Origin of the sequence: Synechocystis sp. LKSZ1 (genome assembly GCF_040436315.1) — a bacterium.
Lineage (GTDB): Bacteria > Cyanobacteriota > Cyanobacteriia > Cyanobacteriales > Microcystaceae > Synechocystis.
Window position 1 is genome coordinate 1,998,770 of record NZ_AP031572.1, and the last position, 13,118, is coordinate 2,011,887.

General features: G+C 49.0%; 12 protein-coding genes and 3 pseudogenes. 8 read left to right on the plus strand and 7 right to left on the minus strand.

What is annotated here, in order from left to right; translation table 11 throughout:
* Positions 1-17: 17 nt before the first annotated feature.
* The 4 genes and pseudogenes from ABXS88_RS09315 to ABXS88_RS09330 form a co-directional block, all read right to left on the minus strand.
* Positions 18-1,730 (minus strand): alpha/beta hydrolase, encoded by a 1,713-nt coding sequence (locus ABXS88_RS09315; RefSeq protein ID WP_353671770.1) that lies wholly within the window; start codon positions 1,728-1,730, stop codon positions 18-20.
* 150 nt (positions 1,731-1,880) lie between these two features.
* Positions 1,881-2,285: pseudogene (locus tag ABXS88_RS09320) on the minus strand (transposase); the annotation flags it as partial.
* Between the two features lie 101 nt (positions 2,286-2,386).
* Entirely contained in the window at positions 2,387-3,406 is a 1,020-nt protein-coding gene (locus ABXS88_RS09325; protein ID WP_353674804.1) for an IS4 family transposase, read from the minus strand.
* Positions 3,407-3,497: 91 nt separating this feature from the next.
* Positions 3,498-4,085, minus strand: a pseudogene (locus ABXS88_RS09330) (transposase); the annotation flags it as partial.
* A gap of 251 nt (positions 4,086-4,336) precedes the next feature.
* Between ABXS88_RS09330 and ABXS88_RS09335 the strand changes: the two are divergent.
* A complete protein-coding gene (locus ABXS88_RS09335) occupies positions 4,337-5,113 on the plus strand; it encodes a hypothetical protein (protein WP_353671771.1) in 777 nt (258 codons plus the stop codon).
* Here the strand turns inward: ABXS88_RS09335 and ABXS88_RS09340 are convergent.
* Positions 5,110-5,733, minus strand: a pseudogene (locus ABXS88_RS09340) (ATP-binding protein); the annotation flags it as partial. The gene ABXS88_RS09335 and the pseudogene ABXS88_RS09340 overlap by 4 nt on opposite strands.
* A gap of 107 nt (positions 5,734-5,840) precedes the next feature.
* On the opposite strand from ABXS88_RS09340, the gene ABXS88_RS09345 reads away from it, so the two are divergent.
* From ABXS88_RS09345 to ABXS88_RS09375, 7 genes are all read left to right on the plus strand, one after another.
* Positions 5,841-6,146 (plus strand): hypothetical protein, encoded by a 306-nt coding sequence (locus ABXS88_RS09345; protein ID WP_353671772.1) that lies wholly within the window; start codon positions 5,841-5,843, stop codon positions 6,144-6,146.
* Positions 6,147-6,355: 209 nt separating this feature from the next.
* On the plus strand, positions 6,356-6,868 hold the full coding sequence (locus tag ABXS88_RS09350; RefSeq protein ID WP_353671773.1) for a hypothetical protein: 513 nt from the start codon (positions 6,356-6,358) through the stop codon (positions 6,866-6,868).
* Positions 6,838-7,716: an ATP-binding protein gene (locus ABXS88_RS09355; RefSeq protein ID WP_353671774.1), complete on the plus strand. Its 879-nt coding sequence runs from the start codon at positions 6,838-6,840 to the stop codon at positions 7,714-7,716. Before ABXS88_RS09350 ends, ABXS88_RS09355 begins: the two co-directional genes overlap by 31 nt.
* Entirely contained in the window at positions 7,716-8,765 is a 1,050-nt protein-coding gene (locus tag ABXS88_RS09360) for a metal-dependent hydrolase (protein ID WP_353671775.1), read from the plus strand. The genes ABXS88_RS09355 and ABXS88_RS09360 overlap by 1 nt, the downstream gene beginning before the upstream one ends.
* Positions 8,765-9,835: a DUF87 domain-containing protein gene (locus ABXS88_RS09365; RefSeq protein ID WP_353671776.1), complete on the plus strand. Its 1,071-nt coding sequence runs from the start codon at positions 8,765-8,767 to the stop codon at positions 9,833-9,835. The genes ABXS88_RS09360 and ABXS88_RS09365 overlap by 1 nt, the downstream gene beginning before the upstream one ends.
* A gap of 2 nt (positions 9,836-9,837) precedes the next feature.
* Complete coding sequence (locus ABXS88_RS09370; protein ID WP_353671777.1) at positions 9,838-10,878, plus strand: hypothetical protein; 1,041 nt, start codon at positions 9,838-9,840, stop codon at positions 10,876-10,878.
* Complete coding sequence (locus ABXS88_RS09375; protein WP_353671778.1) at positions 10,850-11,794, plus strand: hypothetical protein; 945 nt, start codon at positions 10,850-10,852, stop codon at positions 11,792-11,794. The genes ABXS88_RS09370 and ABXS88_RS09375 overlap by 29 nt, the downstream gene beginning before the upstream one ends.
* Positions 11,795-11,862: 68 nt before the next feature.
* Here the strand turns inward: ABXS88_RS09375 and ABXS88_RS09380 are convergent, their stop codons facing one another.
* Together ABXS88_RS09380 and ABXS88_RS09385 are read right to left on the minus strand one after the other, a co-directional pair.
* Entirely contained in the window at positions 11,863-12,342 is a 480-nt protein-coding gene (locus tag ABXS88_RS09380; protein WP_353671779.1) for a hypothetical protein, read from the minus strand.
* 164 nt (positions 12,343-12,506) lie between these two features.
* Positions 12,507-13,052, minus strand: coding sequence for a cupredoxin domain-containing protein (locus ABXS88_RS09385; protein WP_353671780.1), 546 nt, complete (start codon positions 13,050-13,052; stop codon positions 12,507-12,509).
* Between the last annotated feature and the right edge of the window lie 66 nt (positions 13,053-13,118).

Consider the following 13,118-nt stretch of genomic DNA (forward strand, 5'->3'; position numbering starts at 1 on the left):
CTGATGTTGTCACGCCTCTAACGGGTAAAAAGGGCGTTATCCCCTGCGACTTCCGGTAGACCCCAACGATCCCGAAAGCCCTTAATGGCCGTCAGCAGGCCAGCCTGGGATTTTTGGGAAATGAAGAAGACCTTGAACTGTTGATCCCGGCTTAGATATTCCGAATAGGCGGCTCCTGCTTGTAGAAACGGACGATAGGTTTCGTTGCCAGCGGTATAGACTTCAAAAAAAGGCGTCGCGTAGGCTCGGGTGTAGGCATGGAGCAGATCCGGTGGTGGCAGGGTCAAATTGGTAAAGGAACTGATCAATTCCTTTGCTCCGGGGTCAAGCTTGGAAAAATCAACGTGGGCCTGGCCCTCGGCGAGTAAGAGATATTTTTCAGTACTTCCTAGACGGGGGAAAGAGCGTATCTGCTCAAAAACAAAGGGGGTGGCGGGGTCATAGGTGCCGCCAATAATCATCACAGGGGCAGTCACCTTCTGGAGTCCCGTGATCCCAAAAATGGCACTATTGACTGGATTGGCAACGGCGACGGCTGTTACCCGAGGGTCTCGGAATTGGTAGTCCTTTTGGGGAAGACGCAGGGCCTGGCATTGGAGCAGTAGCGAGGTATTAGGAAAGCTGGTATCCAGATTACATTCAGCCTTGAGAAAATTCCAATCGATCGTGGCCCCGGCTACTGCGAGGGCCGTATATCCCCCAAAGGAATGGCCCCCCACTCCCACTTGGGTCAAGTTCAGTCGGCCCTCAAATTCCCGAGCATTGCGACGTTCTAGCTCATCAATGACGTAGCTAATATCCTTGGGTCGGTCAATAAACTCATTTAACTGAAAGATCTGTCGTGACGTTCCTTCGATCAAGGCCTGAGCCTGTAAAAAATCACTGCCGGGATGTTGGGGCAGGGCCACCACAAAGCCATAGGAGGCCAAATGTTTAGCGATCTGGTCAAAGTCTTCTGGCCGGGAGGCTAGGCCATGGGAAAAGACAATCACCGGTGTTTTACCGTTCCGCCAGCGCTGGGGTTTATAAACATCCACATAGAAACTGCGGTTGCGACTCACATCGGTCAATTGCCAACGTTGCTGAATCGCGGGCCCGTAGTTTCCGGGTTGGCGGGGGTCAGGTAACGTCGTAAAATTTACCACAGGCCCCTGTTTCGCCTCCTCAGCGGAGAGTTGGGACATCACTTGAATGCCGTACTCCGAGGCTCGGACAACCATTTCGACAATACGACCTTGCTGCAGTAAGACTTCTCCCGAAACATGGCCGTCCGTTGGTAACTTACGCAGGAAATTGATCAACGTCAGGCCCTGGGAGTCTAAGCCTGCTGAGACAATGGCCCCCCGCAGGGCATATTTACCATTAATTTGCCAGGGAATCCCCAGAATACGGCCCGAGCGCGTCAAAATATCTTCGCCAATATCCGTATTCAGGAAGCGAGAAACTACCACTGGGTTTAGCTCTGCTCGGGTCGTCAAAATTCTACGTAGTTCCTGGAGTTGTTCCGGGGTGGCCCCGGCCAGATTGAAATAAAAACGCAAATTCGCATCAACAATTCCTTCTTCGGCAAACCGTTGGAGGGAATCCACTCTCACCGTTAATTTCACTGGGCCATAGGTGAGAAAAATATTATCTGCCGCTTTCGTCGCCTCGGGAAGACAAAGGGCTGAAAGGATACCCAGCACCGCACCCGAAAGCCAACGGCCAAGCAAGTTCTTTTTTAAAGTCATACAATCAAAAACTCAAGTAGAAAATCATTCATAGGAACACTTTAAAGCTAGCGGATAGTGGGCCAAAAGGAGCAGGTTTAAAGCAGAAATATTGAATGGTTTATTTGAACCACCAAGGAATAGACACAACGATTCTGTAAAAGCCCAGATTCAACAATTTACCACTAACTCTCTTAGCCAGTGTACATAACTTATTTTTTCACACATAAATGCCTGTAAATACCGTAGCTTATCTAATAAAGATTCCCCAAACTCTTTCGGAATTCTTACCAATCTCAACATTAAATATCCAATCAGGCAACTATAAATCTGAATCTCTATTCCGTTTGTATTTTTAGTGATTAGCCTGTCCAACTTTAAGTGCATTTTTAAGAACTTCCATAATAGTTCTATTTGCCAACGCAATCGATAAAACTCAGCTATCTCTTCATTACTTATTCCTCCCTCTCCCTCTTCTGGTAAATTTGTTGCCAACCTAAACTCTGTTCTTTCTTCTCTATCACTAAATACTACTACTCTTCCTTCTAGCTTTTCCTTCCCACTTCCTATTTCATACTTTCCATTTTCCAGCATATTTAAGCTTATATTGCAGAAATATTGAATGGTTTATTTGAACCACCAAGGAATAGACACAACGATTCTGTAAAAGCCCAGATTCAACAATTTACCACTAACTCTCTTAGCCAGTGTACATAACTTATTTTTTCACACATAAATGCCTGTAAATACCGTAGCTTATCTAATAAAGATTCCCCAAACTCTTTCGGAATTCTTACCAATCTCAACATTAAATATCCAATCAGGCAACTATAAATCTGAATCTCTATTCCGTTTGTATTTTTAGTGATTAGCCTGTCCAACTTTAAGTGCATTTTTAAGAACTTCCATAATAGTTCTATTTGCCAACGCAATCGATAAAACTCAGCTATCTCTTCATTACTTATTCCTCCCTCTCCCTCTTCTGGTAAATTTGTTGCCAACCTAAACTCTGTTCTTTCTTCTCTATCACTAAATACTACTACTCTTCCTTCTAGCTTTTCCTTCCCACTTCCTATTTCATACTTTCCATTGCTCAGCATATTTAAGCTTATATTGTTCTTTGTTCTTAACACAAAGTAACGCTCTTTCTCTTCTTGCAGTTTTGCTATTCTTGCTAGACTACAAAATCCTCTATCCATTATCCCAACTCCATTCTCTGGCGTTGCTTCTATCGTTTCATTCCCATATTTACTATCATGCCCTTGACCAAAATTAATTACTATTCCTCCTGGGGCTCCTGTGTCTAAATTAATCCCACTAAATAGTTTTACCTGATGATGTCCTTGTCTCCATAATAATTTGCTCGTTAACGATATCACTGTTGAGTCCAGTGGAAACAAAACCAGTTCCCTTTTTTCTGGTTCTCGAGAGACTTCTACTTCTTTTTTTAGCTTTTTTAATATTTCTTTAAAAACCTTTGGGTTTCGCTTTTTACTTGCTTTTGAGAAGGTCGATATATCTACTGACTCTCCTCTCGCGTTTAATCTCTTGAATTGACTTCTCATGCTTGTTTGGCTTTGGTCTAGCACGAAACTTAGCCAAATTGAGACAAACTTAAAGGTGTCCAGTTCTGGATAATCCTTTTTGGGCAAGTGACCCAGATGCTTTTGCACAACTTGAGGAAAGTTTGATATAATCATATTCAGTTATTTTGATTTTGTGCCCCTAATTATACAAGTTTAGGGGCTTTACCTTTTTGATTTTCTTCTAACATTCAACACTTCTGCTTATATTGTTCTTTGTTCTTAACACAAAGTAACGCTCTTTCTCTTCTTGCAGTTTTGCTATTCTTGCTAGACTACAAAATCCTCTATCCATTATCCCAACTCCATTCTCTGGCGTTGCTTCTATCGTTTCATTCCCATATTTACTATCATGCCCTTGACCAAAATTAATTACTATTCCTCCTGGGGCTCCTGTGTCTAAATTAATCCCACTAAATAGTTTTACCTGATGATGTCCTTGTCTCCATAATAATTTGCTCGTTAACGATATCACTGTTGAGTCCAGTGGAAACAAAACCAGTTCCCTTTTTTCTGGTTCTCGAGAGACTTCTACTTCTTTTTTTAGCTTTTTTAATATTTCTTTAAAAACCTTTGGGTTTCGCTTTTTACTTGCTTTTGAGAAGGTCGATATATCTACTGACTCTCCTCTCGCGTTTAATCTCTTGAATTGACTTCTCATGCTTGTTTGGCTTTGGTCTAGCACGAAACTTAGCCAAATTGAGACAAACTTAAAGGTGTCCAGTTCTGGATAATCCTTTTTGGGCAAGTGACCCAGATGCTTTTGCACAACTTGAGGAAAGTTTGATATAATCATATTCAGTTATTTTGATTTTGTGCCCCTAATTATACAAGTTTAGGGGCTTTACCTTTTTGATTTTCTTCTAACATTCAACACTTCTGGGTTTAAAGGCTTGGTTAAGCGGGATTAACTTGCGTAAAACAGGCCTGTCGTCAATCTGGCCCATGGACTAAAATTGAGTTATAATAGCCCGATATTTTAAAAGCCTCAATATAAAACGCTCACCAAATCACGGCCGGCTGCCGGAAGAGAGTCTTGTTCCTATGGCTAAACGTTTTCAACCTAAACCGATTGGACTGATTCTCCAAGAAGCGGCCCTGGTCACACCGGCTCAGCTCGAGGTCGCTCTCCACGAACAACAATATTTTGAGTTACCGCTGGGGGAAATTCTGGCCCACCACGGTTGGATTAATAAGGAAACGGCGGACTTTTTTGTCGAACAATGGCCCCGTATTGTGGACTACTCCTACCAGCACCCCCTGGGCCATTACCTCCGTCTGGCTTCCCTTCTAGATGAACAACAGATCCGGCAGATTCTGCAAGAACAGAAAAAATTAGGCATTCGCTTTGGGGCCACGGCGGTACTCAAGGGCTGGCTGAAGCAACAAACCATCGACTATTTTCTGGAAAATCTGGTGCCCATGGCCTGTAAAGAATCGGCCTTTGATATTCGTCGAGATATGCCGACCCATACCCAGACGCTCCGGCAGACCCGTACCACCCAGGCCCAATCGCCGCAGGCCCCCCACCATCGCTCTAAGCAGACTCAACCGTCCCCAACTTCCCCCTACTACCGTTCTGCTAAAACGACAAGCTCGCGGATTACCCATTCTGGTAGTACTACCCATTCAGGTGGCCCAAGAATCTACAATGATGCCAAGCCCCATCTGACGACGGGCACAAATCCTTTTATTACCAATCATCCCGATAGCGAAGACTTTGACCTAAGCTTAGCTCTCCAGATGGAGGAGGGAAATTCAGGCCTTCATCTTCGTACCTATCATAGTGGTGATGATGATGACATCATTTGGGCCGACTAGGCAAAGCGGTCGAGAGTCCGGTACTGAATCGCTTCGGCCAAATGGTTGGCACGAATGGAGGGCGACTGGTCTAGGTCAGCAATAGTGCGAGCTACCTTGAGGACGCGGTCCATGGCCCGAGCCGAGAGGCCGAGTTTCCGAATAGCGCCTTCGAGGAGTTGACGACTGCTCGACTCTAGTTGGCAAAACTGGCGCAGATGTTTCGATTGCATGGCCGCATTGCAGTTTAGTTGGGGTTCCTGGGCAAAGCGTTCCCTGGCTCGGGTTCTGGCTTGGTCAACCCGTTCTCGGACAGTCTGAGAAGCCTCGCCCTCCAGGGATTGGGTCATTTCTTCGGGCTTGAGGCGATGCACCGCTACTTGTAAATCAATCCGGTCCATCAACGGGCCCGAGAGTTTGGCCCAGTACATTTCCCGTAGACGAGGAGAACAGGAACAAGCCTGGAGAGAATCCCCAAAGTAACCGCAGGGACAGGGATTGGTACTGGCCACCAGGGTAAATTGGGCCGGGAAGAGGACGGATTGTCGAGTCCGGGAGATGGTCACAAACCCATCCTCTAGGGGTTGGCGCAAAAATTCCAGAACATTGCGCTTAAATTCCGTCAGTTCATCCAAAAATAAGTCACTGTTTCAATGCCTGCATTGCTTTGTTCACTCATTTAGAAATAAGTTTTTAATCCAATGCAGGATTGGCGTAGATGCCATTAAAGAGCTTGTGGTAGGGATGTATGGACTTTAATCCAGAACGTTGGGCCTCTCATCGTCGCGGTGAAATCGTTCGCCATCAGATTCTGTCGGTATTGGACAGTCCCAAGAGTTTAGAAACCATCGCGGCGCAGACGAATAAATCAGTCCGGCAGATCAAGCGGCATATCCAGATGTTGTCGATAGAAGGGAAGACGATGCGGCTACCGGATGGGCGGGTCTGTCTCAAGGTGGCCTTGGCCTTGTTGATTGCTGTGGGCTGGACAGTCGATGGCCTCGCATTGAACACATCTAGTCTATCCACTAAACAAGTCCAGTCTTTACGGTGAATAAATCCAACGGGCACGTTGGACAAGTAGCAGAGAAGTCCAGGGCAGAGCATTGGATAAATTTGCCCCAGTGTTGGATAGTCCGTTGGACAAATCCAGTCTTGACAGAGAAAAAAAGTCATATAGAATCCCCCAAACGCCCAGTAACAGAAAAATATTTTGGGGCTGGACAGCGTTGGATATTGGACACCTTACCACTGGACAAACCCATGGATAAATTCAACACGAAAGAAGAAGTGACCCAATTCTTGATGGACAGGTATGGCCTGGGACGGTCAACCATCCTGAACCGGCTTAAATATCTGGAGATGAAAGTCCAGAGTGAGGATGGACAATTCTTCCTGGACATTGACCAACTAGGGGAACTAGACCAACTCAATGAGTGGATTCAGTCAGGCCAAAAACTGGTGGATTTCCCGAAGCAGGGCCAACTGGTCAAACAAGAGTCCAGTGAGCTGGCCATACCCAGTATTGACCTAGAGCCAGTAGAAGGAAATACCGATACGGCCCTAGCCCAACTGCTCAGAACAGCCCAGGAACAGGCCGCCGGCATCACCATCGCCAAGAATCTACTGACGGCGGAGTTTCTGAAGAATCCGAGCCAACTACCGGAGGACTTACGGGAACAGGTAGAGCGCTCTCAGGGGGCCATGGCCCCAAAGTCGAGGAACCCGCTGGAGATAGCTGGGGAATGGATGAGGAAGACGAAATTAGCGGCCTAGGGCCAGTGCTGGTGAGTAGTCCTGATTACGAGCAACCGTGCTACCGGGAACGGGAAGTGAGCGGTATTCTCAACAGTTTGCGGGCCGGGGGCCAACTTCTGATTAGCAGTCGAGAAGGCATGGGCAAGACCTTCCTCTTGCAGGCGGTGTACCAGGAACTGATGGGGGAAGGGGCCTTGGTGGGCTACTTTGAACCGGCATCGCCCAAGGTCTTACTGGTGAGTGTGGCGGAATTACTAGGGGTTTCGAGCAAGAATGTGGAGGGCCGGGCCCTGACGGCCGAGGCTTTGAAGCAGACTCTGACCCAGTTACTCAGTGTGGCCCCCCAGCAAGCCGTGCTGATTTTCGATGATGCCCACCTGTTGGAAGCCAAGTTCAGGCTCTGGCTCAAACAGTTGAAAGCCATTGGAGTGCCCCTACTATTGGCGGCGACCAATCCCCCGAGGACGGACATCTTCATCTACCTGCCGAGGGTAGAACTGCAACCCCTGGCGGACTATCAAATCCGAGACCTGATGGAACGTACTGCCATCAGCCTGGGGGCCGACCTCCGGCCCTACCAATTGGCCCAACTCCAGGCCAGCGCCGGCGGTAATCCATTATTAGCAAAACGGGCCATTGAAGAAGGCTTCCTGGGGATTCAGAACGAAGCCGGAGACCATAGCCGCTACTTCGACATCACGCCCTTGATTTTGTTGGTGGGAATCGTGTTCGTGGCCTATCGTTTCATTGGCCTGGGGACGGGTAACGAAAGCCTGTATATCCTGGCGGGCATTGGCGGGGCCGTGTTCCTGGGCCTGGCCCGTCTTTCCTACTACCTACCGAGGGAATCAAGGAGGATTGGTTGATGTTGACGATAACGCATCTCCTGGTGGGGTCAGTCTCAGCGGGAATTATTCTACAAACCACCAGTCCCGTGGCCCTGTTGGTGGGGGCCATGGCGGCCCTCCTGCCGGACATCGACATCTCCACCTCGCCGGCGGGGAGGATACTGCCGTTTATCTCTCGGCCCTTGGAAAAGCGGTTCTCTCATCGGTCAGCAACCCATAGCCTCCTGGCCTCCTGCTTGTTGGCCCTGGTCAGCTACGGGGCTTGGTTATTACTGAAACTCTACGCCGGTCTGGCCCTGCCCCTAGAAATCATTCATGCTCTCAACATTGGCTACTTCTCCGGTTGGTTCCTGGACTGCTTTACCAAATCCGGGGTGGAGATGTTCTACCCGCTGGGGGTGCGCTGTGTTTGCCCCGGCAATCGCAATCTCAGGATTTCCACGGGAAGCCCCGCCGAGTATTGGTTGATGGTCTTCATTGTGGCCCTGGCCCTGTGGACCTTCCAGGTGAATGCCAGTGGTGGCTTTGTCGAGCAGTTTAACGCCTGGATTGCTGCCCCCAGTGGAGTCTACGAACTCTACAACAAAGAGGGGGGCCAGTTCCTCATCACGGCCCACTACGAAGGGGCCTGGAATGCCGACCGCCGACCGGTGAAGGAAAGCAACCCCATCATCGGCACCCATAACCAAGGTTTTCTGGTTGACCGCAAGGGCCAGGTAATCAAGGTGGGGACAGAAACGGACAGCAGTGTCATCGTCAGCAAGATTCGAGCAGAGAAGGGCCCGCCCATCGTGGTCAAGACCCAGACCCTCTACCTGGAAGAAGACAGCATTGACCCACTCCTCCCCTTCGATAGACCGATGACCTACCTCTCCGGTCAAATCGCCATTGATAGCCCCGACCTACTGCGATTGGAACAGGATGCCTTTGGCTTTAAGCCGATTGTGCAGGGGGGAAGAAACTTGACCCTTGACCATGCCCCCATCCAAGTGGCCCTGGCATTACTGAAAGACCAGTTCATTACGGGGTCACTCACCATCAAGCAAATTCTGAGCCAGGAGCATTAATGTTCACCCATCAGGCCCCTCCGCCACGACGCATCAAAACGACCGCTACCCCGACGACTATGGCAAAGGACGAGCCCGTCGCAGGAATTTTACTAGGGGATTCCTGCTACTGGCATCCCGACCAAGTAGCCAATCCCCACGGCTGTATCATCGGGGGTTCCGGGGCCGGTAAGACCCAGACCCTCAAAGCCATTGCCCATGCCAGTCGTACTGACCTAGCAGTGCAGATTGTCGTGATTGACTTCCACGGTGACCAGGCCATCGAGGGAGAGACCTGCCACCCCATCCACATGGAAAGCCCCCACGGCATTAATCCCCTGGTGATTAATCTCGACCGACAGGGCGGTGGGCCTAATCTGAAGGCGATTGAGTTGGCCATGCTGCTCAGGAAAACCTTGACCATGGGGCCGAACCAAGAGGGCCTGCTGATTGAGGTCATCAAAGACTGCTACTCAGAGCGTCGCATCTTTCAGGAGAAGCCCATGTCTTGGTTGTTGGAACCGCCCAACTTTGCTGACCTAAAGTTCAAACTCGATACCAGGGTGGAGGACAAGGAAGCCGTCAAGCTCCGATTGAAAATGTCCGCGATGTTTGAGTACGGCATCTTCTGCAAACCTCAACCTCCCCTGGGCCACCATACCCGTTGGGACTTGAGCAAACTCCCGCCTGAACTCCAGGCCATTGCTGGGGATGCCCTGGCCTCCCAGGTGATGAATGCCCACCGTTTACTAGGGGATACGACCGGCCTGCGCACCCTGTTGTTTATTGACGAAGCTAAGGAGTTGGGTCATTCCAGGGCCCTAGACCGGATTGCCGCCGACGGTCGGAAGTATGGCCTGGGCCTGTGGGTGGCCTCCCAAAGCTCCCGGCATATTTCCAAGGATGTCCTGAGCAACACCTTCACCAAGCTGGTCTTACCCGTTGATGCCTCAGAACTACCCCTGACGGCCCGCACCTTTCGCTTTTCCCAGGAGGCTATTGCGGCCCTGAATCCGTTAGAGTCACTGGTCAGGTTCGGCAAGGCGGCCAGCAAAATCAGCATCACCCCCTACTACCAACGCTGTGGTTAACCATGTATCGACTGCTCGCCATCTTCCTCCTCCTCAGTACGATTTCCATTGCCGCTATCGCCGCCGGTTCTAGTCCCAATGGTGACACCCCTAGTAATTTCCCCGTAACCCCTAGTAATGAACCTAAACGGTTAAAGATTACTATTACCATCACCAACCCTGCTGACCTCAAGGTGCGGGAGGGCGACCCAGTGGGCAAAGACCAGGTGATTGCTGACCGGGAACAGGAACGGGCCCGACTCAACCGAGAACGACTGAGTGTGGTCAGGGCCATTGCTGCTATTGAGGGCCAGATAGTGCCACCGATGAAGGAACCCCCAGAAATCCGAGAACTCAGCCCCGTCTCCTTTGCCATTGAGGAGGCCCAGATCCAACAGGCCGAATTGAAGTTCAGTCAGGCCCAACGCAATCTGCAAACGGCCCTGGCCAATGACCCCTTCATCACTGCTAGGGCCAGGGTCGATAAGGCCAAAGCTGGGATTGAGGCGGCCTATCGAGCTTTTGAGTTACAACAACGCAAACTGGATGCGGTCAATGGCCTGAAGGGCCTGCCACCGGAAATGTTGGCCCATGAGACGGAGAAGCTCCGGCAAAAGCAGTCAGAGCAGGAGAAGGCCCAGGCGGAGTATGACTTCTACACTGCCGAATATAAGCAGGTGGAAGCAGAGAGAAATGCCACCATTGCCGACCTGCAAAATAAAGTCCAGTTAGCCCGAGCTGAACTCGAGATTGCCCAGGCCCAGTTGCGCTCTGCCAAGGAAGTGCGGGACAAGGCCGAATATGAACATCGCATCACCCTGGCCCGCCGAGCAGAAGAAGAAAACCAGGCCGCCATCGCCCTCAGCAATCAGAAGCTAGAGCGGGAATTCAAGCTGGCCCAACTCAAGGAAGACCTGTCGGCAACGGAGGAAAAGCTCAATGCCATCGCCCAAATTCGCAGTCCCTACAGCGGCACCATCAAACGTATCAAGATGGATAAGCAGACTGACGGTAAGCTCACTGCTGTTCTCTACCTTGTCCCCAGTCTCTCTGTCTCAAGATAAACTGCCAGTTCCACCGGCCCAGGCCCCCAAGCCAACACAGCCCACCTACACCCCAGGTAAGGAGAAGCGGGAGATCCAGACCCCAGACCTCCAGGACAATGCCGATAGTGAACCCTCCGAATTGCAGGAAGAACCCAAGGGCCAGGCCAATCCCTTCCTGCCGCCTGACCTAGAAGACCTGGTGGAGAAACAGATTAGTGAAGACGTTTGGGAGAGCCTGAAGGGAGAATTGCCCTGTGTCCAGGCCACCACCGAATGCGTCAATCAACTCCAGAATGCGGCCCTGAATAGCTCTAAACTCCTACGGGAACTCGATGAGCGCATCGCCGAGGCCAACAATCGCATTGATGAGGCTAAGACCCGAAACCTAGACTCCATTTCCCTTTCCACCTTCTCACCCTTCCTGCAAAGCTTCCTCTATTCCACCCTAGGGCCAGTAAACAACGGCGTTGAAGGCCCGGTGGCCAATCCCTTCCGCATTATCTTCGGTAACTTGGGAGCGGCCCTGTTGGGGAAAGGCCTGGGGGCCCTGTTCAACTGGTCGAGCCTGAATGCCAACGATGCCCAACTGAGTCGTTCTATTGCCATCAGTGACCTCCAGGTAAAAGTGGCGGAACTGCAACGCAATAAGGCCGAGATTGCTGACAAGTTACGGGAACGAGTCACCCTAGAGGCCCTGAAGTTGGAGGAAATTGCCCGAGACTTCCAGATAGAGAAGGAGATTGCCAAGCGGGAGAAGCAACGATTGGAGATTAGTCGGGTCTCCTATCAGTTCGGGGAAGGGGATAGCAAGCAGTACCTGGCGGAGTTATCGGCCTATGACCGGCAGAAGGCCGCGACCTGGAAGCAATGGGCCAAGTTGCGGTCGCAGTTAACCCTGGTGAAGATCCTGGTCTTGGGCAATAAAGACGAGTAGCTTACTAAAGCTTCCTACTTTTTTGATAACGCAGGAAATGCTCTACGAATAAGTTTTTGGCGTCAATGTCAATATTTAAAACTAAATCTTCCATTTACTTTTTCTCCATTAATATCACTCAAGATAGCAATTTTATAATCTCCTGCTACTTGCGTAGAGAGAAGAGTCGTATAATGTTTATCTTTTTTACTATATTTAAAATTCAGGTTTTTTTGAGTTCCGTCAGGCATTTGAACTTTCCCTGTCACAACAGCATTAGAGATAGACGTATGGTCATTTCCCTTTTGCAAGTAAAAATCGAGATGAAAACCGCTAGTTTCTTTGAGGGTAAGCAGTTCCAAATGGTAAGCACCAGTTTCTACCACTTGGCCTCCTTGTCCGCCATGGGGGGCTGTCTGATCTGTTTGAATCTTTTCCGTAGTGATAATACTTGGTGTTACGGTCGGATTTGGAGAATTATTAGCAATGGGAGTTGTCGTATTACAGGCACTTAACAGGAGAATAATGGTAGCAATAAGGCTTGATTTAGTAAAAAAAATGTGTTTCATAAAAGTGGCTTTAGTTAGGGTATGAAGACAAAGTTTTTGCCGTAAATGAAAAAAGATTAGGTCGTGGAAAAAAACATGAATCAAGCATAGAAATTAGACAGTAAAAATTTTAGACATAATTATCTCAAATACCGATAAAGAATAGAATTAAGCAATCTTTTTTGTCAGGTAACGTTCTGATTATAAACTTTAGTGGGCTGAACTTCTAGCACTCCTCGGAACATATTCATACCACAAGTGAACTCATATCGACCCGGTTTTTCAGGGAGCAATTCAATCGACGTAACTTGATTGAGTGGCAGTTCTTGAGCAATGTGGAAATCAGTAAATCTGACAGTTTCCAAGCAATTACTGGGATCTTTACGATTAAATTTTAATCGTACAATTTGTCCTGAATTTACTATAATTTGGCTGGGTTCATATCCTCCATCCACTATCACAGTGATTTCTTGAATACTCCCCTGGGCAATAGCATGGCGAGATTTCGGTTTACTCAGCAGGAACCACCAAAGTTCTAACCCAATTAAGCCGATACCCCCAGCAGTGACAAACCCTTTGGCCCATAACGGTTGTTCAATTCGTTGAAACTTTTGAGTCTGCTCTGGGGACGGACTCTTCTCATGGGCCATTTGTGCAATAGCGACTCCAGACGTTCCTACCAGTAATAAGCTCAAGCTGATAATTTTACCTAAAATCACTGACTTATTCATACAAAAATCTCCTAGAGTACTTCTACAAGAATGCCTGAAATAACCCCTAATAAAAATCCAAATCCG

What these genes read in the sequence shown, in the direction of transcription:
- ABXS88_RS09315 (WP_353671770.1), bottom strand. Translation starts at nt 1,730, where the DNA reads ATGACTTTAAAAAAGAACTTGCTTGGCCGTTGGCTTTCGGGTGCGGTG.
- ABXS88_RS09335 (WP_353671771.1), top strand. Translation starts at nt 4,337, where the DNA reads ATGGCTAAACGTTTTCAACCTAAACCGATTGGACTGATTCTCCAAGAA.
- ABXS88_RS09345 (WP_353671772.1), top strand. Translation starts at nt 5,841, where the DNA reads ATGGACTTTAATCCAGAACGTTGGGCCTCTCATCGTCGCGGTGAAATC.
- ABXS88_RS09350 (WP_353671773.1), top strand. Translation starts at nt 6,356, where the DNA reads ATGGATAAATTCAACACGAAAGAAGAAGTGACCCAATTCTTGATGGAC.
- ABXS88_RS09355 (WP_353671774.1), top strand. Translation starts at nt 6,838, where the DNA reads ATGGATGAGGAAGACGAAATTAGCGGCCTAGGGCCAGTGCTGGTGAGT.
- ABXS88_RS09360 (WP_353671775.1), top strand. Translation starts at nt 7,716, where the DNA reads ATGTTGACGATAACGCATCTCCTGGTGGGGTCAGTCTCAGCGGGAATT.
- ABXS88_RS09365 (WP_353671776.1), top strand. Translation starts at nt 8,765, where the DNA reads ATGTTCACCCATCAGGCCCCTCCGCCACGACGCATCAAAACGACCGCT.
- ABXS88_RS09370 (WP_353671777.1), top strand. Translation starts at nt 9,838, where the DNA reads ATGTATCGACTGCTCGCCATCTTCCTCCTCCTCAGTACGATTTCCATT.
- ABXS88_RS09380 (WP_353671779.1), bottom strand. Translation starts at nt 12,342, where the DNA reads ATGAAACACATTTTTTTTACTAAATCAAGCCTTATTGCTACCATTATT.
- ABXS88_RS09385 (WP_353671780.1), bottom strand. Translation starts at nt 13,052, where the DNA reads ATGAATAAGTCAGTGATTTTAGGTAAAATTATCAGCTTGAGCTTATTA.